This window comes from Mycolicibacterium houstonense (assembly GCF_900078665.2).
Classification (GTDB): domain Bacteria; phylum Actinomycetota; class Actinomycetes; order Mycobacteriales; family Mycobacteriaceae; genus Mycobacterium; species Mycobacterium houstonense.
Window position 1 is genome coordinate 370,819 of the sequence record NZ_LT546207.1, and the last position, 21,531, is coordinate 392,349.

The 21,531-nt window shown below is 64.6% G+C and carries 20 protein-coding genes and 1 pseudogene; 6 read left to right on the plus strand and 15 right to left on the minus strand.

Annotated features, from left to right (window positions below; all coding sequences use genetic code 11):
- The first annotated feature begins 113 nt into the window (after positions 1–113).
- Positions 114–779, plus strand: a complete 666-nt coding sequence (locus BN4332_RS01935) for a PadR family transcriptional regulator (RefSeq protein ID WP_066896840.1) — start codon at positions 114–116, stop codon at positions 777–779.
- 18 nt (positions 780–797) lie between these two features.
- On the opposite strand, the gene BN4332_RS01940 is transcribed toward BN4332_RS01935, so the two are convergent.
- Positions 798–2,531 (minus strand): 3-ketosteroid-delta-1-dehydrogenase, encoded by a 1,734-nt coding sequence (locus BN4332_RS01940; protein ID WP_066896842.1) that lies wholly within the window; start codon positions 2,529–2,531, stop codon positions 798–800.
- Positions 2,532–2,641: 110 nt separating this feature from the next.
- Between BN4332_RS01940 and BN4332_RS01945 the strand changes: the two genes are divergently transcribed.
- Positions 2,642–3,787 carry a 3-ketosteroid-9-alpha-monooxygenase, oxygenase component gene (locus tag BN4332_RS01945; RefSeq protein WP_066896844.1) on the plus strand — a complete coding sequence of 382 codons (1,146 nt, stop codon included), beginning with the start codon at positions 2,642–2,644 and terminating at the stop codon, positions 3,785–3,787.
- Positions 3,788–3,789: 2 nt separating this feature from the next.
- Positions 3,790–4,065 carry a ferredoxin gene (locus BN4332_RS01950; RefSeq protein WP_066896846.1) on the plus strand — a complete coding sequence of 92 codons (276 nt, stop codon included), beginning with the start codon at positions 3,790–3,792 and terminating at the stop codon, positions 4,063–4,065.
- A gap of 16 nt (positions 4,066–4,081) precedes the next feature.
- On the opposite strand, the gene BN4332_RS01955 is transcribed toward BN4332_RS01950, so the two are convergent.
- Entirely contained in the window at positions 4,082–4,648 is a 567-nt protein-coding gene (locus BN4332_RS01955) for a TetR/AcrR family transcriptional regulator (RefSeq protein WP_066896848.1), read from the minus strand.
- Positions 4,649–4,859: 211 nt separating this feature from the next.
- Positions 4,860–5,789: a hypothetical protein gene (locus BN4332_RS01960; protein ID WP_066896850.1), complete on the minus strand. Its 930-nt coding sequence runs from the start codon at positions 5,787–5,789 to the stop codon at positions 4,860–4,862.
- 210 nt (positions 5,790–5,999) lie between these two features.
- On the opposite strand from BN4332_RS01960, the gene BN4332_RS01965 reads away from it, so the two are divergent.
- Positions 6,000–6,614: a TetR/AcrR family transcriptional regulator gene (locus tag BN4332_RS01965; RefSeq protein ID WP_066896852.1), complete on the plus strand. Its 615-nt coding sequence runs from the start codon at positions 6,000–6,002 to the stop codon at positions 6,612–6,614.
- 175 nt (positions 6,615–6,789) lie between these two features.
- On the opposite strand, the gene BN4332_RS01970 is transcribed toward BN4332_RS01965, so the two are convergent.
- The 12 genes and pseudogenes from BN4332_RS01970 to BN4332_RS02025 form a co-directional block, all read right to left on the minus strand.
- Positions 6,790–7,083 carry a nuclear transport factor 2 family protein gene (locus tag BN4332_RS01970; protein ID WP_435405143.1) on the minus strand — a complete coding sequence of 98 codons (294 nt, stop codon included), beginning with the start codon at positions 7,081–7,083 and terminating at the stop codon, positions 6,790–6,792.
- An 18-nt stretch (positions 7,084–7,101) separates the two neighbouring features.
- A complete protein-coding gene (locus BN4332_RS01975) occupies positions 7,102–7,884 on the minus strand; it encodes an SDR family NAD(P)-dependent oxidoreductase (protein WP_066896854.1) in 783 nt (260 codons plus the stop codon).
- Positions 7,885–7,902: 18 nt separating this feature from the next.
- Positions 7,903–8,979, minus strand: a complete 1,077-nt coding sequence (locus tag BN4332_RS01980) for a hypothetical protein (protein WP_066896856.1) — start codon at positions 8,977–8,979, stop codon at positions 7,903–7,905.
- 43 nt (positions 8,980–9,022) lie between these two features.
- A complete protein-coding gene (locus BN4332_RS01985; protein ID WP_066896858.1) occupies positions 9,023–10,003 on the minus strand; it encodes an alpha/beta hydrolase in 981 nt (326 codons plus the stop codon).
- 1 nt (position 10,004) lies between these two features.
- Positions 10,005–10,868, minus strand: a complete 864-nt coding sequence (locus BN4332_RS01990; protein WP_066896860.1) for an SDR family NAD(P)-dependent oxidoreductase — start codon at positions 10,866–10,868, stop codon at positions 10,005–10,007.
- Entirely contained in the window at positions 10,865–11,353 is a 489-nt protein-coding gene (locus BN4332_RS01995) for a polyketide cyclase (RefSeq protein WP_066896862.1), read from the minus strand. The genes BN4332_RS01990 and BN4332_RS01995 overlap by 4 nt, the downstream gene beginning before the upstream one ends.
- Positions 11,354–11,422: 69 nt before the next feature.
- Positions 11,423–12,484, minus strand: coding sequence for an acyl-CoA dehydrogenase family protein (locus BN4332_RS02000; RefSeq protein ID WP_066896864.1), 1,062 nt, complete (start codon positions 12,482–12,484; stop codon positions 11,423–11,425).
- Positions 12,481–13,602, minus strand: a complete 1,122-nt coding sequence (locus tag BN4332_RS02005; protein WP_235654223.1) for an acyl-CoA dehydrogenase family protein — start codon at positions 13,600–13,602, stop codon at positions 12,481–12,483. Before BN4332_RS02005 ends, BN4332_RS02000 begins: the two co-directional genes overlap by 4 nt.
- Positions 13,596–14,372, minus strand: a complete 777-nt coding sequence (locus BN4332_RS02010; protein WP_066896868.1) for a crotonase/enoyl-CoA hydratase family protein — start codon at positions 14,370–14,372, stop codon at positions 13,596–13,598. The genes BN4332_RS02005 and BN4332_RS02010 overlap by 7 nt, the downstream gene beginning before the upstream one ends.
- A pseudogene (locus BN4332_RS02015) lies at positions 14,369–15,869 on the minus strand (aldehyde dehydrogenase family protein). The gene BN4332_RS02010 and the pseudogene BN4332_RS02015 overlap by 4 nt, the downstream one beginning before the upstream one ends.
- A 26-nt stretch (positions 15,870–15,895) precedes the next feature.
- A complete protein-coding gene (locus tag BN4332_RS02020; protein WP_066896870.1) occupies positions 15,896–17,014 on the minus strand; it encodes a zinc-binding dehydrogenase in 1,119 nt (372 codons plus the stop codon).
- Between the two features lie 12 nt (positions 17,015–17,026).
- Positions 17,027–18,613, minus strand: coding sequence for an acyl-CoA synthetase (locus tag BN4332_RS02025; RefSeq protein ID WP_066896872.1), 1,587 nt, complete (start codon positions 18,611–18,613; stop codon positions 17,027–17,029).
- Between the two features lie 103 nt (positions 18,614–18,716).
- Here BN4332_RS02025 and BN4332_RS02030 point away from each other — a divergent pair, with 103 nt between their 5' ends.
- Together BN4332_RS02030 and BN4332_RS02035 are read left to right on the plus strand one after the other, a co-directional pair.
- Positions 18,717–20,642, plus strand: a complete 1,926-nt coding sequence (locus tag BN4332_RS02030) for a flavin-containing monooxygenase (RefSeq protein ID WP_066896874.1) — start codon at positions 18,717–18,719, stop codon at positions 20,640–20,642.
- Complete coding sequence (locus BN4332_RS02035; RefSeq protein ID WP_066896876.1) at positions 20,639–21,526, plus strand: SDR family NAD(P)-dependent oxidoreductase; 888 nt, start codon at positions 20,639–20,641, stop codon at positions 21,524–21,526. Before BN4332_RS02030 ends, BN4332_RS02035 begins: the two co-directional genes overlap by 4 nt.
- Positions 21,527–21,531: the final 5 nt, after the last annotated feature.

The window sequence follows — 21,531 nt, forward strand, 5'->3', positions numbered from 1 at the left end:
GTCGTGCGGTCTCTGCACCAAGAATCGGCGAGACATAGGTCCTGGGCAACGGGGTCTCCCGGTCAGTGGTTCGGCCGGAGAAGCGCCGTGACCTCGATTGTTACCCTTGTTCCATGGAAGAACCCGAGCAGACAGCCAAGCCGGTGCTGGCCGCGAACAGCTGGGCGCTGCTCGGGTTGCTGTCTTATGAGCAAGAACTCTCCGGCTACGACATCCGCAAATGGCTGGGCTGGAGCATGCGCTTCTACCATGGAAGCCCCGCCTTCAGCCAGATCTACTCCGATCTGAAGAGGCTGGAGAAGCTGGGTTATCTGACTTCGCGGGTGGACGGCACCGGCACGCGAAACCGTCGTCTGTACAAGATCACTCAGTCCGGCCTCGACGCCGTCACGCAGTGGGCGCGGGAGACGCCGCCGGATCCTCCCTCTTTGAAGCACCCGGCACTCATGCGGGTCACCATGGGCCACCTCAGTGACCCCGCCACGTTGAAGCAGATGCTCCAGGAGCATCTTGCCTATGTCGACGGGATGCAACGCGACGCCGCCAAGGAAGCCCGTTGGTCCGCGGCGGACCCAGCGTGGGCATACGCCAAGATCGCGCTGGATTGGGCGGTCCGCTACTACGCGTCCGAGCGGGAACTCACTCTGCAGCTGATCAAGGATCTCGATGAGGCGGAGGCCAACTTCCCGAAAGTCGGTGAAGGCGCCAAGATCCCGTGGCCTGACCCGGCGTATTGGTATGAAATCGAGCGGAAAGCCGACGCCGAAGACGTCGACTGACCCTCGATCGTCGGTGTTTTACCTGCCGGCCGCATCGCGCGCGGCGATGTAGCCGTAGACCAGCCCCTGTGCGATGGTCGCGCCGGCACCGGGATAGGTGTGGCCGAAGGCGTTTGCGGCGGTGTTGCCAATCGCATACAGCCCGTCGATGACGGTGCCGTCTTCGCGAAGCACGCGGGCGCGGTCGTCGGCTCGTAGGCCGCCGCACGTACCGAGGTCGCTGAGCACCATCTTGACCGCGTAGAACGGGCCTTTGACCAGCGGCCGCAGGTTCGGGTTGGGTGTGACCGTCGGGTCGCCGTAATAACGGTCATAGGCACTACGGCCACGCTCGAAGTCGGGATCCTCTCCGGCGAAAGCACTTTCGTTGAACCTTGTCACGGTTGCCGTGAAATCGTCGACCGGAACATGCATCTTGGTCGCCAGTTCATCGAAACCGTGTGCCTTGACCGCGATTCCGGCGTCGAACCAAGTCTGCGGGATAGGCATGCGGGGAAACAGTTCGGCGGCGAAGACATAGCTGTTGCGGTACTGCTGATCGAAGACGATCCACATGCTTTCCACCGGTGTACCGGCTTTTTCGAGATCCAGGATGCGGTGCCCGAAGCTCATGTAGTCCGCCGATTCATTGGCGAACCGGTGACCGTGCTGGTCGACGATGAATGACCCGGGAAGTGACCGCTCGGCGAGCATCACCGCGGGTGCGGCCCCGGGCAGCGGGGCGACGGCCGGGAACCACCAGGATTGGTCCATCGAAGCGATGTCGGCACCGACGTCCTGCCCGAGCCGGATGGCGTCCCCGGTGTTGGATTCCGCGCCCAGGCTGAGATTGCGCCCGAGGGACTCGGATTGGAACTTCCACCGCATGTCCATATCGTGGTCGAAGCCGCCTGCGGCGAGCACCACACCGCGGCGGGCGGTGACTGTGAACGACTCTTCGCCGTGTTCGACGACCGCCCCGGTCACTCGGTCGCCCTCGGTGACCAGTTCGGTGAGTGACGTGTTGAGCCAGATCGGGATCCCGGCGCGAATCGCCCCCGCGAACAATCCTGCCGCCAGTGCCTGCCCGCCGGCGGCGTAACGCCTTCCGAGCGCCAGACCCCCGATGCCCTGTGCGAGCCGCTTGACGACGGTGGGCAGGCCCTTGCGGGGTACCCGGCTCATCAGGTTCAGCCAGCGGTAGTCCGCACCGGTGGTCGGCATCGGAATCTTGACTTCCATCACGCCCGGCCGCAGGTCGGGGAGATATTCACCCAGTATCGACGTGTTGAGCGGGCGGCATTCGCAGGTGCGCCCGGCTGCCGAACCTCCAGGCGCCTCGGGGTGATAGTCGGAGTATTCCTTGGCCCAGAAGAACTTCATCGGCGTGGTGCGACTCAACATTTCCACCGCCGCCCGCACGTTGTCCAGGTACGCCACGGAACGTTCCCGCGGGGCCGAATCGGAGACGACGGATCCCAGATAGGCACGGGCGCGGTGCACCGGGTCGTTGCCGCCGCATTCCTCGATCACCGGGCTGGACGGCAGCCAGATGGCACCACCGGATCGTGCCGTCGAACCGCCTACATAGGAGGACTTCTCGATGACGAGCACCGACAATCCCTGCTCGTGGGCGGCCAAGGCGGCGGCCAAACCGGTACCGGATCCGATGACGAGAAGGTCTACTTCGGCGGCGCTAATGGTGAGGCCGGCGGGAATGGTCTTGTGGCTGGTGGCGGTCACAACCGACGACGATATGTCGCTGAGCGGCATCGTTGCTTCTCGTGTCCTGTTGAGCGGGAACACCTGGTTACCGTGCACCCGCAGCGGCAGTTCAATGGGCCAAGCCGAGGAATCCCATTGATCGAAGGACGGGCCGCAACATGACGACGCACTCAGATGCCGACGAAGTTCGAGTGATCGAGTCCGGTTCGGTACCCACCAGATTCGCCCGCGGCTGGCATTGCCTCGGGCTGATCCGTGATTTCGGGGACGGAGAACCGCACCAGGTCAACGCCTTCGGACAGAAGTTGGTGGTGTTCCGGGGGGAGGACGGCGTCATCAACGTGCTCGACGGGTACTGCAGGCACATGGGTGGCGACCTGTCCCAGGGAACGGTGAAGGGTAACGAGATTGCCTGCCCGTTCCACGACTGGCGCTGGGGAGGGGACGGCCGGTGCAAGATGGTGCCGTACAGCAAGCGCACACCGCGGCTCGCCCGCACGGCTGCCTGGCCCACCCTGGAACAGGACGGCATGTTGTTCGTGTGGAATGACCCCGAGCGCAAGGCGCCGCCGGCGGACGTCACGATTCCCCGGATCGAAGGCGCCACCAGTGACAATTGGACGGATTGGCACTGGTACACAACGGTGGTCAACACCAACTGCCGCGAGATCATCGACAACGTCGTGGACATGGCGCATTTCTTTTACATCCACGGCTCGCTGCCCACCCACTTCAAGAACATCTTCGAAGGGCACGTCGCGACCCAGTACATGAAGAGTGGTGCCCGCCCGGACCTCGACGACCCCGAGGGCGCCAAGTTGCTGGGGACGACCTCGCTGGCGTCATACCACGGACCTTCGTTCATGATCGACGATCTGATCTATCACTACGCGGATTTCGAGCAGCGCACCGTCCTGATCAATTGCCACTACCCGATCGACGCCAATTCCTTTGTTCTGCAGTACGGCATTGTGGTCGAGAAGAATGCGGCCATGCCTGAGGAACTCGCCGTGCAGACGGCGGTGGCGCTCGGTGACTTCGTCAAGATGGGCTTCGAGCAGGATGTCGAGATCTGGCGCAACAAGACGCGAATCGACAACCCGCTGCTGGTCGAAGAGGATGGGCCGGTGTACCAGCTGAGGCGCTGGTACGAACAGTTCTATGTGGATGTGGCGGACGTGACACCGGACATGGTGAACCGCTTCGAGTTCGAGTTGGACACCACCAGGCCGTGTGAGGTGTGGATGAAGGAAGCTGAAGCCAATCTGGCCGCGCGCGCCGCTGCTTCCGAAACGGTGGGATGACGATGGCTGTCCGTCAGGACAATCGTCTCGAGGATGCGCCGATGCTACCGGTCATGTGCCGGCGCTGCGGTGCCTGTGTCCAGGTTCGCAAGAGCAGCTGGAACCAGACCAGCGTTCAGTGGAGCGCTGCCGCCCTCGGGCATTGCGAAGAGCGCTGCACCGCAGCCCAATTGTTCGGTCACGGCGGCGGTCTGTTCCTGGCGTGTTCGGCGCTGAGCGGCTCCATCGCTGCCGCCGTACGCTCGGGAGCGCTGCCAGTGGTCGACGAGATCGAGTGACCGCCCGTACCGTCGGCTACCCCTTCAGCAGGCCGACGGTACGGGTGACTCGTTGCGTCAGTTCTCCCAGAGTGATTCGCCGCTGAGTGAATGCGGTGATATTGGCCATCCAGACGTCGGAGAGTATTTCGGCAGCGCCGATCTGGTGAGAAGTCAACTGAACTACTCTCAGTGAGCCGACGAAGATCTGGACTATCCGCCTGCGCACCATGTCGGCCTGAGCCGCGGCGGCGCCGTCCGCGTACAGGTAGGGACGGATCATGGCTTCGGCGAACCGGGGCGATGCAGCCAGACTGTCGGTGAGGGCGAGCGCCACCTGTAGCAGGTGCTGAAACGGATCTGGATCGTCGGCGACGCAACGAAACTCCGATTCGAAGTCCCACAGCCATTCGTGGAAGCACGCCAGCAGCAAGTCGTCCTTGGAGGGGAAGTACTGGTACACGGTAGCCGCCGCCACGCCCGCCGCCGTCGCAACCGAACGGATCTGGCAGCTGTCGTAGCCCTGAGCGGCCAGTGACATCGCGGCATCGACGATCCGGTCGCGACGGGCGATCCGGTTGGACGTGAGTTCTGCGGTGCCCAAGGGTGATTCGTGACGAAGAATAGGCGTCGTCGCAGCTCTCAACTCGGGTGTTCTCACGGTGAGAACAGTAGGTGTGATTCCGGTGGTTGAGCGCGCGTGGTCTCGCTCATCGGGCAAAACCGAATAGAGATGACTCGCCTGACCGGAGTTGCATCACAACGTGAATGCCCAGTCGCCGGATGCTTCCGGCGACTGGGTCGGTTCTGGTGGTTCAGCTGGATGAGACCGGCATGATCGGAAGCTTCTTCATGGCGCTGGCGCGAGGATCAGGGGCCGCAGCCGCGGCTGCGTGGTTCTCTTCTCCTCGGGTGTAGGTCCACACGCAGAACGGCTCACCTTCGGCGAACTTGAAGTCCTTGGGCGGCAAGTTGATGGCGAGGTTGCAGCCTGGGAAGAACGGGGCTGAGATGCGTTGTTCGAAAGTGCAGTTCATCCAGGCCCGCGCCGGTGGGTAGAGACCTTCGTCGGTGTACTTTTGGAGCACTTCGCAGCGGCGCATGTTCAACACCACGTGATCGGGGTTGTGCACGATGTACTCGCCGCCGTAGCCCAGCGTCCCGTCGATACTCAACACCGCCAGCTTGAGGAAGTCTACGACGTGAACGGGCTCGATCTTGAAGACCTTGGCCAGCTTCGGATATTGGTAATCGATGATGAGCTGGTACATGTCAGGCAGGCCGAGCCAGACTTCTTCTTCGGGGATGATCTTCGTCCACTGGTCGATGAAGTAGTTGTGCCCCTTGAGATATTGGTCCCAGTAGGTCTGGATCAGGCGGATCAACGCCGGCTTCGTCAGGTCTTCGGTCTGAACATCGAAGGGGATCGCTTGGTACTGGGCGTTCTTCCAGTCCCATCCCGGAGGGGCGATGAAGCGTCCCATCGGCATCACCTGACGCATGCCCGCCCGGGATACCTCGGCGGCTACGTCCATTGCGGTGTTGATACCGACCTTCTCCGAATAGATCTTGACGTGGGCGTAGGGGACGAAGTTCAAGACGTCTTCGAACACCCTGGCCAGGCCGAGCAGAAAGTCGCGCGAGAAGTCCTGGATGTTGCCGACTTTGCCCATGAAGTCGTGGGTGTAGTCGTCGTAGTTGAGTTCCTCGCCTTCGCCGGTGAGTGCCTCGGTTTCCGTGGTCATTGGTCCCTCCTGATGCTTTGCGACAACTTGTGAAAGGTGGTGGCAGAATCTGCATATGTGGCAGAAACTGCCAAGCCGATGGTAGGTGCCGCGGAGACGTGGATCACGGGTCGTATCCCGCTGGCCGGGAGGAAAGCCGACGTGGTGCGCTGACCCGCCGATCGCCAAACGCTAGTATCGAAAGTGCTTGTCAGGTAAGGGGACAAACGTATGCCGGTGGCGAACAAGCTGAGCTCGCTGACCGAGCGCCGCGCCGAGGAGCTTCGGTTAGATATCGCATTGGCCGCGCGCGATCTTTTCCTTGCCGAAGGTTCGACGTCGGTCACTGTGGAGCGGATCTGCACGGCGGCCGGCATCGCGCCGCGGACCTTTCACCGCCATTTTCCGGTTAAAGAGGACGTGGTGTTGCCGCTGTTTCGCCGTTTCGGCACTCTGAGCGTCGAGGTGCTCGCGGACGCCGCGCTTGGTGGTGATGCCGTGGAGATCCTCGTCGAAGCATTCAGCAGTGAAGTGCCCAAACGCGGCACGGTCGACTTCGACCGCACCTTCATGGCATTGCTGGTCAACGATCCCCAGTATCGGTTGCGCTGGCTGGACTGGGGGCAGGACCTCATCGAACCGATCACTGAGTTCTTGGACGCCCGATTTGACCTCGGAGACAATGCGTATACACGAGAATTGCCTGCCCAGCTGGTGATCCAGGTGTGCCGACACGCGTACATCCAGTGGGTGGCCGAGGGTGATTTCGCCGGCCTGCGATCCGCTTTGCGAGTGGGGATGCAGATGGTCGTGGAAGCCCTGCCGGTTTTGTCGCGGCAGGGCTGACGCACAGTCGTCGGAGCCGGGACTGCCTAACTACCAAAGATTTCGAGCGGCCCGACGTACGCTCGGTTGACCTTGACCCGCTCGGTGATACGCCACCGGCCGTCGTCGTCTCGCCGCCAGGTGTCGTGATAGTCACCCAGCGTGTAGAAGCGAGTGGAAGGATCGGCAGCCGAGTTCAGATGAACGTCGCGGATATAGCTCGGCTTGTCGCCGTGTCGTCGACGACATCGACGAGGATGTTGCCGATCAGATGCTGAGTGGGCCCGCAGCTGTCGAGGAACCCGCGGATCATGTCGATGATCGCCGTGCTCCCCGTCAAGCGGCCCGTGCCGAAATCTCCTTCGACGTCGTCGGTGAGGATTTCAGCCATCGCCGCCCAATCCCGATCGTCCATGGCTCGGGCGAAGAGATTCAGCGCCCGATCGATGTCCGGCTCATCACGCAGCACCCTCAGATCAACAGAATCCATGCCCGCATTCCTTTCCCTTCAGGCGTGTGCACCACCGTCGACACGGATCTCCGTGCCGGTGATGAATGCACCGTCGTCGGAGGCGACCATAGCGATGACCGCTGCGACTGCGCTTGGATCTCCGAGGATTTCGCTGTCAGCTCCGTGCAACAACGGCGTCTGCTTGGCCCACAATCCGAGGTCGTACCCTTCGGGCATCTTGTCCAGGGTGCTGTTGGCCAGCGCCGTGGACACGCCACCCGGCTGGATGTTGACCGCACGCAGACCTTGCTTGGAATACTCCAGGGCCAGGGAGTGAGTGAAGCTGAGAATGCCGCCCTTGCTGGCCGCATATGCCGCCATGTACGGGTGGGCGAACGTCGCGGCGGTGGAGGTGAAGTTCACGACGACGCCGCGGCCTGATTCCAGCAGCGCCGGCAGCGCCTGGCGGGTCATCAGGAAGGTTCCCGTGAGGTTGACGGCCAGAGTGCGGTTCCAGTCTTCGAGGCTGGTCTCGTGCGTGTGCGAACACGTCTGCATGGCAGCCACATTGACCAGAACCTCAAGCCCGCCCAACTCGGCCACCGCAGCGGACACCGCGGCGATCACGTCGTCCTCGCGCGATATGTCGAGGACGGCCGTGGTGAGCCGCTTGGCGGTGCCGGCACCTTCGGCGGCCGCGGTAGTTGCGGCCAAGCCGTCGGCGGAGATGTCGTAGCCGACCACCGTTGCGCCTTCATCGAGCAGGCGAGCCACCGTGGCCGCGCCGATCCCCGAGCCGGCGCCGGTGACGATCACACGGCGATCTGCGAAGCGTTCCATCAGGGATTTCCCTCCGAGTCAGGCGAATTGAAAGGCAGAAATGGGCGCCTCGTCCGGATAGCTGCTGGGGCCGCCCAGGTCGTATGCGGCGTTCAGCTCGCCGATGAACTGGGGGTCGTGCAGGGGTTCGCCCGGCACGTCGAGCTTGATGCCCTTGCCCTTGAGATCGTCGACCATCATTCCGATGGCTCGTTCGATCGTGATGTCGTCGGATCCGTCCATGTTCTTCTTGAGTTCGTCGTAATCGGCGAACACCTCGGCGGACCAGTGGACGAGGAACCGCAACTCGTCCGTGTGGTGACGAGCGATGACATCTTCACCGTTCTTGAGTAGCCACTGGTTGCGGTCGGACGCGTCTCCGGTGAAGACAGTGTCGAATGCCAGTCCGGCCGGAACCTGCTGCTCCAGTGGGCCGTTGGCCTCTCCGCGGTGCATCATCATTTCGTTCTGCACGACGACACCGCGGTTGTTGATCGGCGGCAGCACTCGGGCGGGCGGCTTGAGCGGACCGTCTGGCCAGTAGGTGAAGCCCGAACCCTCGTCGAGGGAGAACCAGGTGATCACTTGCGCCATCTTGATCAGGTAGTCGGTGAAGAGACCGGACTTGCCCATCACACTGCACAACCAGGTGGGCGCGTTCTCGTGCCGGACGCCGCGGAAACTGGGGGAGTCCAGGTGTCCCGGGTCGCGGTTGGCGCACGGACCGTTGATGTTGAACAGCATGATCTCGGGCTTGGCGTACTCGGCATTCCAATAGCTCTTGGCCTGCTCGATGAATCCCGCGTTGTAGAAGCAATCGTGCAACTCGGGATACAGAACGGTGCCGTAGTTGGCCAAGTAGCCGCGGAACGTCGGGGTGAGGAACAGATCCAGGGACGGCGTGAACCCTTCGGGGAAAGCACCGCTCATGGTGGCCATCAGCTCGTCGGCGGAGGCGAAGTGCTGGGCGATGATCAGCTTCCACGGGCCCTGGGTGTGCACGACGTCGAGCAGTCTGCGTTTCTGGTCTTCGGTGTAGACGTCGGTGAGCTCTCGCGGCGGGGCGGCAGGACGCAGGATGTCGGACAGCGCGAGACGCTGCTCATCGGTCAGCATGGTGATCTCCTTCGATGGTGTGGTTCTCGATTGTGGACAGCACTCAGCCTTGCGGAGCCGCCGTCGCCCGTTGATTGGGAGACTCGTTGTCGCCCAATGGATGGGCGAACTTGGCCCGAAGCAGCGCGCCGATCTCGGCCAGCGCCAAGCGGCCGCGTGCGGTGGCATCTGAGCGCATCAGAAAACCGTGATACATGCCGGGATATCGCGTAACGGTGGTTTGAACGCCCGCATCACGCAGCCTCTCGGCGTATCGCTCGCCCCAATCGCGGATCGGGTCGCACTCTCCGGTGACGACGATGGCCGCAGGCAGGCCGCGCAAGTCGGCTGCGTAGGCCGGGACCTGATAAGGGTCTCGTGGTGCTCTGCCGCGATCGACCAGTTCGTGCATGTAGACGATGTCCTCGTGTCGCAACAGCGGAGCATCGGGCATGGAGATGATGGACGGCGCACCCATGTCGCGATCCAGACCGGGATAGAGCAGCACCTGGGCGCAGATTCGCGGGCCGGCGTGGTCACGGGCCGCCAATGCCACTGCTGCGGCCAATGATCCGCCGGCGCTGTCGCCGACGACGGCGAGCCGGCTCGCATCGAGGTTCAGGTCGTCGGCCTGGGCAGAAACCCATTCGGTGGCCGCGTAAGCGTCGTCGAACTGAGCCGGTGGCGGCGATTCGGGTGCGAGCCGGTAGTCGACGGCCGCCACCGCGGCACCGCTGGCCTGCGCGAGTTCGCGGGCCAGCGGCTCGAACGAACGGTTGGAACCCATCACCAGCCCGCCGCCGTGCAGGTACACCAGCACGGGTAGCCCTGCCTCGGCGGTGGGCCGATACAGCCGGACCGGAATCGGCCCGGCCGGGCCTGGCGCCGTCAGGTCCTCGATGCCGGCCATGGCCGGCATGGCCGGCAGAGGTGCGGATTCGAGCGCTTCGCGTACGGTCGCCAGACCCCGGACGCGCATCGGCGCGATGTCACCGAACGAGGCAACTCGTGCGGCGGCATCGGGATCGAGTGGTGGATTGGCCATTTCAGCCCTGTGCCGGGTCGAATCGGCGCTCGGTTCGCAAGTGGGGAGCCTCTTGCCTGCTCAACACGCGGGCCCGTTCGGTCATTGCCGATCCGACATAGTCAGGTTGGGTGAGGAGATAGAATCGGCCCTCGGCCGCCTGGTCGAATACCACCTCGGCCGCGGCCAGCGGGTCCATCGCCTCGGCCTTGATGTCGAGCATGGCGGCGCGTTGTCCTTCGGCCGCACGGGCATCGCCGGACTCGACCCCTCCTGCCGATTCGAAGATGTTGGACACCACGGCACCCGGTAGCACCGCCTGAATGTGCAGGTGGTGGTCATGGCCGGCGGATTGCACTTCCAGATGCAGGCATTCGGTCAGGGCGAGAACGGCATGCTTGCTCATGATGTAGGGCGCCTGCAGCGGGACGACGGCCACACCGCCGATCGAGGACAGATTCCATACCCACGCCGGTGCGTCGCCGGCCAACATCTTCGGCAGGAATGCCTTGACGCCGTGGAAAACTCCGCTGATGTTGATGTCGACGACGCGTCGCCAGTTGTCGACCGGGGTGTCCCACAGATACCCGAATTGCTCGACGCCCGCATTGTTCACCAACAGCCGGACTGGCCCGACATCGCGGTACACCTGATCGGCCAGCGCCTGCACGGCGTCAGCGTCGCGCACATCGCAGACCACGTCGATCGCCGATCCTCCTGCGGCCCGGATCTCGTCACGCAGGTCCGCGATGGCAGCGTCGTCGATATCGACCAGCACCACCGTCATGCCCAAGCGGTTGGCATGCCGTGCGAGGCCGGCGCCGATCCCGGCGCCGGCACCCGTGATGACGGCGACGCCGCCGCCAAAGACTTCTCGGGCGTTCACGCGGTTTGGACGCCGGCAGCGGCCTTGGCGGTGTGCTGCGCGAGCGGGATCGAATCCTCGGCGTCGAGCACGACATTCAGCGAGGTGAACACCAGACCGGCTTCTGATCGTCGGATTCCGGCGTCGACGACACCGCTGGACACCGCGAACGGAACGTTGTTGGTGATCTGGTTGACGAAGAGATAGAAGCGGACGTTGGTCACCTCGCCGTCGGTTCCCGTGCGGTACACGTTGGTGGCGTGGTGACGGCACGGGTACGGATTCTCGTTGCGGTGCTCGATGAGCCAGGCCCAGGTCTCGGCCTTACCGTGGAGCTCGGCGGCCAGCAGATGCTCGAACGGGCAGGCCCCGGAGTCTGAGCGGCTCAGGTACTCCATCTCCTCGGCGAGGCGGGCGCCAACCTCGTCGAAGTGGCCCTGATCGTAGTGGTACCAGAAACCGGAGATGAACTCCTGGACATCAGACAGGGTGATCTCATTGCTCATGCCGGCAGTCAACCCGGGATGTGGCGCCGCTAACACCACCCATGACCGGTCAGCGGAACACAGAAACTGCTAGTCGCCGGCGATCAAAGCCCACAGTTGCCGCCCGCCCGCCGCAACGGCCGCCGAAGCAACCTGCTCGTCCCAGAAGCGCACCGATCCGAATTCCGCGCGCCACGCCAGTGCGGCGCGGGTGTAGGTGTGCAGTCGATGTTCGTGGGTGGTGCCGATCGCGCCATGTACCTGGTGCGCATTGCGGGTGACCACCGACGTGGCATGCCCGGCACAGGAGCGCGCGGCTGCGATCTGGAAATCGAGACCTTCTGACTGCCAGTCACTTCCGACAGCCGTGTGCACCGCAGCTTGGGTGGCGGCCCGCGCGAGAGCTGACTCTGCCGCGGCATCCGAGATCAGGTTCTGAATCGCCTGAAACTTGCTCAGGGGACGTCCGAACTGAACTCGTGATGTCGCGTGTTCGATGGACAATGCGACTGCGCGATCGAGCGCGGCGCACACCTGGATGGCCCGTATCAACGCCGCTCTGCGGCCGAGCTGCTTCGTCAGCCCTTTCGGCACCGGATGACCGGTGATTTCCGAGGTGTCGATCCGGACGGTGTCGCGTGGTTCGCCGATCAGATTGGCGCCAGCGGTGAGAACGACGTCGGCGGTGTCGAGTTCGGTGAGCCGGTATCCGTCGCCGGTCGGCCAGAGCACGACGATCCGTTCCACCTCACCCGCCCACGGAGCAGGTGAGGCGGATTCGCCGTTGCGCGGCGCCACATAAACCGTTCGCACGGCGTCATCAACGCGTTGGCCAACCGTCTCCAGCAGCCAACAGGCCAGCAAGTCGTGCTCAGCCAGGGGGATACGGACACCGTGACGGACCGCGGCGCTGAGCAACTCGGCGGCCTCGAGCCAACCCGCACCGCTGCCGCCGGATTCCTCGGCACCGGTCAGCCGGACCAGCCCAAGATCATCGAGGCGCTGCCACAGTGCGCGGTCGCACATGACACGCTCGCCAGGACCGACAGCGCGCGTGGTCCGGCGGTAATCAGAGAAGACGTCGTCCATCATGGCCGCCAGGTCCGGATCCACGGACGAGGCAGTGCTCGGGGCGAGTTCGGTGGTGTTCATCGCATACCCAATCCCCGCGCGATGACACCGCGCAGTACTTCGTTGGTTCCGCCGCGCAACGTGAAGCCGGGGCGCTGGTCCACCGCGGTGGCGACCAGGTGCGCCCACTCAGCGTCTGTGGCGGCGTCATCTCCGGTCTGCCGGTCTGCGTAGTCGGCGATGTCGCCTTCGACCGTGGTGCCGAGGACCTTGACGACCGCTGCCGGAACGTCGGGGTTCTCACCGCGTTCCAAGGCGCCTGCGACCGCGGTCGACATGTGATGCAGACCGGCGACCCGAGCCACCAGACGCCCCAATTGTTCATCGGCCGATCCTCCCTGTGCGGCAAGGTGTTCGGCCGAATACGCCAGGAGCGGGAAGGTCGACAGGAATCTCTCGGGCCCGCTGCGCTCGAAGCTGAGCTCGGAGGTCACCTGGGTCCAGCCCCGGCCGATCTCGCCGAACACCATGGCATCGGCAACGAACACGTCGTCGAGCACGACCTCGTTGAAGTGGTGGCCGCCGTTCATCGAGATGATCGGGCGGACCTGCACGCCCGGTGCCCGCAGGTCAACAATGAATTGACTCAGTCCGGCGTGCCGGTGCGCCGGATCCACCGGTTCGGTGCGGGCCAGCACGATGAACGCGTGCGCGCGGTGCGCTCCCGAGGTCCAAACCTTGGTGCCGGTGATCGACCAGCCGCCCTCGACCCGTACCGCACGGGTGCGGACGCTGGCGAGGTTGGAGCCGGAATCCGGTTCGCTCATCCCAATTCCGAAGAAACACTCACCGCGCACGATGCGAGGTAAGAACTCTGACTTCTGCTCTTCTGTCCCGTATTTCAGGAGCGACGGCACGATCTGGCGGTCGGCGATCCAATGAGCGGCCACCGGGGCGCCCGCGGCCAGCAGTTCTTCGGTCACGACGAATCGTTCGTGAAACGAGCGGCCGTGACCGCCGTAGTGCACGGGAACCGTCATGCCCAGCCAGCCCTGCTTCGCCAGGGATGCGGTGAAATTCTCGTCCCACCCGCACAACCAGGCATCGACGGAAGGTCTGAATGCCCCGGCGGCCAACTGTTCGGCCAGGAAGCTACGGACTTCCCGACGTAACTGGTCCAGGTGTGCGTCGCTCACGATGTCCGCCACTTCGCGATGCGCTGTTGGTGTACCGCGTCGTGGTGGGCCAGCGGTTGCATCGCCGCCGCCATCGCCAGGGTCGATTCCAGGGAGCCGGTCGTCGATTCCTGCAACAGGCGCTTGGCCATCCGCAGCGCGTGCGGCGGGTTGACCGCGATCCGGTCCGCCAGTGCCCGCGCTTCATTCAGAAGGTCCTCGTGGGGCACGACACGGCTGACCAGTCCCCACCCCAACGCCGTTGCCGCATCGATCCGTTCACCGGTGAACGTGAGCTCAGCGGCACGGGCGTAACCGATGGCACGAGGCAGGAACCAGGTTCCGCCATCGCCCGGGATGAGGCCGAGCTGCACGAAGCTCTCGGCGAAGGACGCGCGCTCGGAAGCGATCCTGATGTCGCACATCATCGCCAGATCGCACCCGGCGCCGATGGCCGCGCCGTTGACCGCCGCAATAAGGGGCACCTCCAGGCGTCCCAGCGCACGTGGGATCCGTTGGATCCCATCGATGTAGGCCCGTCGCTGGTCGATGGCATCCAGACCGAACATGCCATGGCGGTCGGCCATCTCCTTGACGTTGCCGCCGGCGGAGAATATCTTGCCGGCCCCGGTGAGGATGACCGCACCCACGGTGTTGTCAGAGTTGGCCGCATCGACGTTGTCCTCGAATGCGGCGATGATGTCCTTGCCAGTGATGGCATTGCCGACGTCGGGCAGGGTGATCGTCCAAATTTGCACCGATCCGTCGGTGTGGACGTCGAGCGGTGAGGTCACGCACGCTCCTTGAGCTGAAGGGATTTGGTCTGGAGGTATTCCTCGAAGCCGAACCGGCCCAATTCGCGGCCGATCCCGGACTTCTTGTACCCGCCGAACGGGGCCGCCGGGTTGTACGCGCCGCCGTTGATGTCGAGTTGCCCGGTCTGCACCTGACGGGCGAAGGCGATGGCATCGTCGTCGGTGGCACCCCAGACCGCGCCCGAGAGACCGTAGGGGGTGCCGTTGGCGATGCGCAGCGCATCGTCGGAGTCGGCGTAGGGGATCACCGCGAGCACAGGCCCGAACACCTCTTCCTGGCCCAGTTCGGAGTCGGGATCGACATCCGCGAAAACCGTTGGTGCCACGAAGAAGCCGATATCGCGGATCGGTTCCGCGCCACCAACCAGCAGCCGGGCGCCGTCTCGCCGGGCCCGCTCGATGAAGCCGCGAACGGTGTCGAACTGCGACCGCGACGCCGACGGCCCGATCCGCGTCGCCGGATCGCGCGGATCACCCACGGTGTACCGGGCCACAGCGGATTCGATCAGATCCAGTGCCTCGCCATATCGGTTCTGCGGCACCAACATCCTGGTCCAGGCCATGCAGGTCTGCCCGCCGTTGAGGAAGGCATTGCCCACCCCGACCTTGACCGCGGTGGCCAGATCCGCGCCGTCGAGGATCACGTTGGCGGACTTGCCGCCGAGCTCGAGAGCCACCTTCTTGATCGACTGGCCGGCCAGTTCCCCGACACGCGCACCGACACCCGTCGACCCGGTGAACGAGACGAGGTCGACGTCGGGGTGTGACGCGAGACGTTCGCCGATCACCCGACCGGGGCCCGAGACGAGGTTGACCGTCCCGGGCGGGAGCCCTGCCTCGTCGCAGGCTTCGATGAAAGCGAACACCGACAGCGGAGCTTCATTGCTGGGTTTGAGCACGACGGGACAACCGGCGGCAATCGCCGGTAGCACCTTCGCGACCACCTGGTAGAGCGGATAGTTCCACGGTGTGATGGCGCCGACGACGCCGTAAGGCTCCCTCAAGACCAGTGAATTACCGATGCGCTCTTCAAATTCGAAGGTGTCCAGTACGTCGGCGAAGCCCTTGGCCACCGCCAGCGGCACCTGTGTCTGCACCGTCTGTGCGATGCGCACCGGGGCACCCATCTCGGCGGTGATGAGATCGGCGATGTCGGGTAGGCGCTTCTCCATTGCGGCGATGACCCNGGCCCCCCATCGGGGCGGTGATGGGAGGGGGATGGGGGGGTAGGCGTTCCCCCATGGGGGGGATGCCCCGCTGCACCCGGCCCCGCCGCTCGGCGACGGTGATGAGCGGGTCGAATGCCCGCCGGGCCGCGGCTACCGCGGCGTCGACGTCGGCGGTGTCGCCGTTGGGCACATGGCCGATCACGGCCTCGGTCGCCGGGTCGACGACTTCGACAACACCACCGCCTTCACGAGAAGGTGCGGTCCACTGGCCGTCGATGAACAAGCGGTCGTGTTCGAAGGTGGGCACGGTAGTCCTTACGTTCGTAGGCGGGCTCAGGGGATCAAGCTGGCGCGGACGTCGCGCTTGCCGTCGGCTGCGGCAAACGCCTCGTTGATGTCGTCCAACGAGTACGACGCCGCGGCGAGTCGTTTGAACGGCACCTGGTGTTGATGGCGGTCGAGAAAGGTCAAGGCGCGGGACAGGACTGCCGGGTCATAGAGCGAGACCCCCACCATGGTCTTGTTGGTGAAGACGAACCGCGACGGGTCGAACTCGAACGTCTTGCCGATGTTGATGTTGCCGATCTCGACGTAACGGCCGAATTGCGCGAGCATCTGCAGTCCCTCCTCGATGGCTGCCGGGTGCCCGACGACTTCGACGACGACGTCGGCACCGTGGCCGTCGGTCAACGCGCGCACCGCCTTGGCCCGGTCCTTGGGCGTGGAAACCTCGGTGAGGTCGATCACCGCGTCGGCTCCGAATTCTCGTGCCAATTCCAGTCGTTCGGTCACTCCGTCGATGGCGATCACGTTGGCCGCCCCGCACGCCTTGGCCACCGCCACGGCATAGAGACCCAGCGCGCCGGCACCTTGGACCACGACGTGTTCGCCGAGTTGCAGGTTGACGCGCTCGAGGCCGTACATCACTTGTGACAGTGCGCAGTTGGCACCCGCGGCGATGTCGTCGCTCACGCTGTCAGGGACCGTGTAGACCACGGCACCGGCGGGCAGCAGGTAGTAGTCTCCGTAGCCGCCGACGAAATAAGGCGGCTCGTCGGCGCGACCCAACATTGCCATCTTCAGGTTCAGACAGGCGTTGCGCCGCCCGGCAAGGCAGTTGCGGCACCGGTGGCAGCAGTAGAAGTACGGGAACACCACGCGGGTGCCCTCGTTCAACGGCTTGCCGTTGGAGTCTGCGTTCACTCCGTCGCCCAGCACCTCGACGGCGCCGACCATCTCGTGGCCCAGCACGGTGGGCAGCTGCCCGCCCAGGCCTCGGGTGGCGAAGGTGCCGTGCCAGGCGTGCACATCTGACCCGCAGATGTTCGCCCGCAGAACCCGGATCAGTATCTCCCCGGGCCCGACCTCGGGCAGGGTGACGGTCTGGATCTGGAACGGCTTACCGGGTTCGTCGAACCGCGCGATGCGTCCGGTTCGAGAGGTGTTGGCCACGATGTGAACCTTTCAGTTGCTTGGGAATTCGAGGCTGAACCGCTGCCGCAGATCGCGCTTGAGCAGTTTGCCGCTGGGGTTCTTCGGCAGGGAGTCGACGAAGAACACCTGTTTGGGGGTCTTGAAGCCGGCGAGGTGGTCGCGACAGTGACGCAAGATGTCTTCTTCGGTCAGGCTGGAGCCGGCCCGGGGCACCACCGCGGCGACCACGGCCTCCACCCAGACCGGGTGGGCCACACCGAAGACTGCGACTTCCTCGATGCCGCTGTGCCGGTAGAGGACTTCTTCGACTTCGCGGCTGGCGACGTTCTCGCCACCGCTCTTGATCATGTCCTTCTTGCGGTCGACGACGTGCAGCAGGCCGTGTTCGTCGTAGAAGCCCAGGTCGCCGGAATGAAACCAGCCGCCGGCGAAGGCCTGGGCGGTCTTGTCTTGGTCGTCGAGGTAGCCCAGCATCAGATGCGGACTGCGGTGGGCGATTTCGCCGACGGTGCCCGGCTCAACCGGCACGTCGTTGTCGTCGAGGATCACGGTTTCGACGTTGACCACGGGACGGCCCGCCGCCCCGGCGTGTGCATCCTGCTCGGCGGGGCCCAGGGCCGAGGCCAGGGGAGCCATTTCGGTCTGGCCGTAGAAGTTCCACAGTCGCAGATTGGGAAGGCGCCTGCGCATCTCGTGCAGGATCTCGGTGGGCATCGGGGAGGCCCCGTAGTACCCCTTGCGCAGACTGGACAGGTCCACCTCGTCGAACACCGGACTGCGCAGCAGGCTGATCCACACTGTCGGTGGGGCAAAGTAATTCGTGACCCCGTGTCGCTCGATCGCGCGTAGCACCAAGTCCGGGTCCGGCCGCGGCAGAATGATGCTGGTGGCTCCGAGATAGATGTCGGTGGCCAGAAAGTTGTCCAGCTGGGCACAGTGATACAGCGGCAGGGAATGGATTTCGACATCATCGCCGGACATGGACCCGGCCACGATGGTGCTGATGTACTGCCACATCAAGCTGCGGCTGCTGTGCATCACACCCTTGGGCCGGGATTCGGTGCCGCTGGTGTACATCACCCGCAGCAGCTGATCGTCATCGATCCGGCAGTCGGGAACGTCCGCGGTGGTGGTGAGCCATTCGGCGAAATCAGGCCAGCCGCCGGGGCACGACTGACCGGGATGGACGAGTGCCGCCCTGGTGCGGACCCCCGTCCCCGCTGTCATAGCCTGTTCGGCCACCGGGATCAGGTCCGCCTCGACGATGAAGCCGGCGGCGCGGCTGTGGCCGAGGATGTAGGAAATCTCTTCTGCCGTCAGCATGAAATTGATGGGAACCAGCACCACTCCGGCGCGGGCCGTCGCGAACGCCAACACGGCGTACTGCCAGCAATTGCGGGATAACAGGACCACCCGGTCTCCGGGTGACAAACCGTTGTCGTGCAGCGCGGCGGCGGCCCGGTCCACCAGCTGATCGAACTCAGCGAAGCTGAGAACGACGTCTCCATCGATGATGGCGGTCTTGTCAGGTTGCTTGCGGGCCGACCGGCGTGGGATGTCGGCGAGGCTATGACTACGAGCCCGGGCGATGACGGCGGCGAGGTCGTCGGTATGCATGGGCCGCAGGGTAGGCATGAGACTGCCCGGCGCGGTGGTTCGTCTCCCGCTCAGTAGACAGGGTGGGGGCGGACGGAGGCCAGATCCTCCGATACTCGAACCCATGACGGCTACCACCGAATTCTCGTCACTCGCGGATCGCGCCCCAGACCCTGACACCTTGCGCGGACACCTGCTGGAGGCCGATCCCGGTGTCCTGGTCGCGGTGCTGGCGCAGATGACCGGGGATACGTCGGTCATCGACCGGTACGCCGCCAAGATCGACCACGTTCCCGACCCGCCCGAGCGGTCCGGAACGACCGACCGACAGACCGCCGAGACGCTGGCCGAGGAGATCATCGCCGCGCTCGGCCGCCCACGCCCGGCCGAAGCGCTTCCCATAGACGATCGCGGGTTCTTCGCCCGTCTGTTGCCGATCGCGCTGGGCAGTGCGGTCGATGACGAGCACGTGGATCTACTGCTCGAACAAGGCGGTTTCCGGCCGTCACACCCGACGCTCCCGCGCACCACGCCGATTCCGTCGTCCACCACCGTCGCGATCATCGGCGCCGGTATCGCAGGTATCGCAGTCGCCCTGGCCGCTGCCGAAGAGGGCGTGCGGTTCGAGATCTTCGACCGCAACGATGAGGTCGGCGGTACCTGGCTGACCACAACGTATCCGGGTATCGGCGTGGATACCCCGTCGGCGTACTACTCCCTGTCGCGTGAGGTGAACCCGGACTGGTCGAATTACTACCCCCAGGGTGCGGAGTACCAGGACTACCTGGTCTCGCTGGCCGACAAGCACGATCTGCGTCGCCACATCCGCTTCAACACCGAGGTCGAGGCGTTGTGGTGGGACGAGGAGCGCGGGCAGTGGGAGATCCACTCCCGCTCTGCCGATGGCGCGCAGAGCATCGACCACGCCACGGTTGTCGTCACGGCGGCCGGCTACCTGAACCGTCCGCGATTCCCCGATATCTCGGGACGAAACACCTTCGGCGGCATCAGCATTCACTCCGCGCAGTGGGACTCTGCGCTCGATCTGGCAGGCAAGAAGGTCGCGGTGATCGGCGCGGGCTGCACGGCAGTCCAGATTGTCGATGCCTGTGTCGACGAGGTAGAGCACCTCACGGTGTTCCAGCGTCAGCCCCACTGGGTCGCTCCCCGTAAGCGCTTGTCCGACGAGGTCCCGGAGCACCGTCGCTACCTGGGGCGGGTGTTGCCTTACTACGCGATGTGGCATCGGCTCAAGTCGTACTGGGGCACCGCTGACAACAACTACCCGGTGATCCTGCAGGACCCCGAATGGTCCAAGACTCATCTGTCGATCTCGCCGGCCAACGATGTGCTGCTGCAGATGTGCCGGGACTATATCGAGCGGATGTTCGGCGCCGGAACGGAATTGGCGAAGAAGGTCACCCCGGATTTCGCTCCCTACGGCAAGCGGATCATTCGAGACCCGGGCGGCTACTACGCCGCGCTGACCCGCGACCACGTGGACGTCGAAGCCAGTGAACCCGCGGCGATCAACGAGCGCGGCATCGTCACGGCCGACGGGCGGCAGATCGATCTCGACGTCATCATCTACGCCACCGGTTACCACCTGGATTTCCTGTCCACGGTCGATATCCGCGGCCGCGACGGCAAGACACTCGTCGAGGAGTGGGGCGACAGCCCCCGCGCGTACCGAGGCGGCACGGTCCCGGGATTCCCGAATCTGTTCATCACCTCGGCCCCCAACTACAGCCCGGGGCATGGCGCGGGCGCCAATTTCTCGATGGAAGTGCTGGCGCACTACATCATGGAGTGCCTGCAACTGATGGCGTTGCGTGGGGCCTCGACGATGGAAGTCACCCAGGCGGCCTACGAGGATTACGTCGACGGGATCGACCAGACCATGCAGGGCACCGTCTGGTGCCACACCCCCAACGCCCACACCTACTACCGGTCGGGGTCCGGGCGCGTCGTGGTGGCCACGCCGTACCGGTTGGTGGACCTCTGGCACCAGCATCGGGCGCCGATCGAAGAGGATTTCGTTCTCCGATGAGCCAGATACTTTCCGGCAAGACGGCGTTGGTGACCGGCAGCAGCAGGGGGATCGGCCGAGCGATCGCGCAACGGCTGGCGGCAGAAGGTGCGACGGTCGCGGTGACCGCCCGTGCCTACACCCCGACACCGTCCACCCGGGCCGGGGTCACCGAGGCGATCCCCGGCACGATCGACGAAACCATCGCGCTCATCGAGCAGGCGGGCGGGTCGGCTTTCGGGCTGGCCGCCGATCTGGAGGACAGCGCCGCTCGTGACGGCCTCGTCGAGGCAGTGGTCGAGCGCACGGGCCGGCTCGACATTCTGGTCAACAACGCCGGTTATGCCGACTATTCGGTCGTCGAGGACATGGCGATCGAGACCTTCGACCGCACGGTGGAGCATTACCTGAAGACGCCGTTTGCGCTGACGAAAGCGGCTGTGCCGCATATGCGTTCTCACGGAGCCGGCTGGATCGTCAACATCGGCTCGGTGACCGGCGTGGCACCCGTCCGGCCCTACCGGGACTACAACAAAACCGCGGGAGACGTGATCTACGCGTCGTGCAAGGCCGCGCTGCACCGCTTCACCCAGGGGGTGGCCGCCGAACTGCTCGATGCCAACATCGCGGTGAACTGCGTCGGACCGTCGACGGCGGTGCGGACACCCGGCGCTGCGTCGCTGATACCGGACACCTTTCCGACCGAACCCGTTGAGTACCTGGCCGAAACGGTGCTGGCGATGTGTCACCTGCCTGCCGCGGAACGGACAGGGCTGGTGGCATTCAGCCTGCACTACCCGTGGTCGCAGCAGCTTCCGGTGCACACGCTGGACGGCGGTACGGTATTGCCGCCGCTGCAGCCACCGGCCGCGGCGAATCCGAACATCCTGCCTGCGGGGGTCTAGGCGGC

Coding starts and splice junctions, on each gene's coding strand:
- BN4332_RS01935 (WP_066896840.1), top strand. CDS start 114: ATGGAAGAACCCGAGCAGACAGCCAAGCCGGTGCTGGCCGCGAACAGC.
- BN4332_RS01940 (WP_066896842.1), bottom strand. CDS start 2,531: ATGCCGCTCAGCGACATATCGTCGTCGGTTGTGACCGCCACCAGCCAC.
- BN4332_RS01945 (WP_066896844.1), top strand. CDS start 2,642: ATGACGACGCACTCAGATGCCGACGAAGTTCGAGTGATCGAGTCCGGT.
- BN4332_RS01950 (WP_066896846.1), top strand. CDS start 3,790: ATGGCTGTCCGTCAGGACAATCGTCTCGAGGATGCGCCGATGCTACCG.
- BN4332_RS01960 (WP_066896850.1), bottom strand. CDS start 5,789: ATGACCACGGAAACCGAGGCACTCACCGGCGAAGGCGAGGAACTCAAC.
- BN4332_RS01965 (WP_066896852.1), top strand. CDS start 6,000: ATGCCGGTGGCGAACAAGCTGAGCTCGCTGACCGAGCGCCGCGCCGAG.
- BN4332_RS01970 (WP_435405143.1), bottom strand. CDS start 7,083: ATGGATTCTGTTGATCTGAGGGTGCTGCGTGATGAGCCGGACATCGAT.
- BN4332_RS01975 (WP_066896854.1), bottom strand. CDS start 7,884: ATGGAACGCTTCGCAGATCGCCGTGTGATCGTCACCGGCGCCGGCTCG.
- BN4332_RS01980 (WP_066896856.1), bottom strand. CDS start 8,979: ATGCTGACCGATGAGCAGCGTCTCGCGCTGTCCGACATCCTGCGTCCT.
- BN4332_RS01985 (WP_066896858.1), bottom strand. CDS start 10,003: ATGGCCAATCCACCACTCGATCCCGATGCCGCCGCACGAGTTGCCTCG.
- BN4332_RS01995 (WP_066896862.1), bottom strand. CDS start 11,353: ATGAGCAATGAGATCACCCTGTCTGATGTCCAGGAGTTCATCTCCGGT.
- BN4332_RS02000 (WP_066896864.1), bottom strand. CDS start 12,484: ATGAACACCACCGAACTCGCCCCGAGCACTGCCTCGTCCGTGGATCCG.
- BN4332_RS02025 (WP_066896872.1), bottom strand. CDS start 18,613: ATGCATACCGACGACCTCGCCGCCGTCATCGCCCGGGCTCGTAGTCAT.
- BN4332_RS02030 (WP_066896874.1), top strand. CDS start 18,717: ATGACGGCTACCACCGAATTCTCGTCACTCGCGGATCGCGCCCCAGAC.
- BN4332_RS02035 (WP_066896876.1), top strand. CDS start 20,639: ATGAGCCAGATACTTTCCGGCAAGACGGCGTTGGTGACCGGCAGCAGC.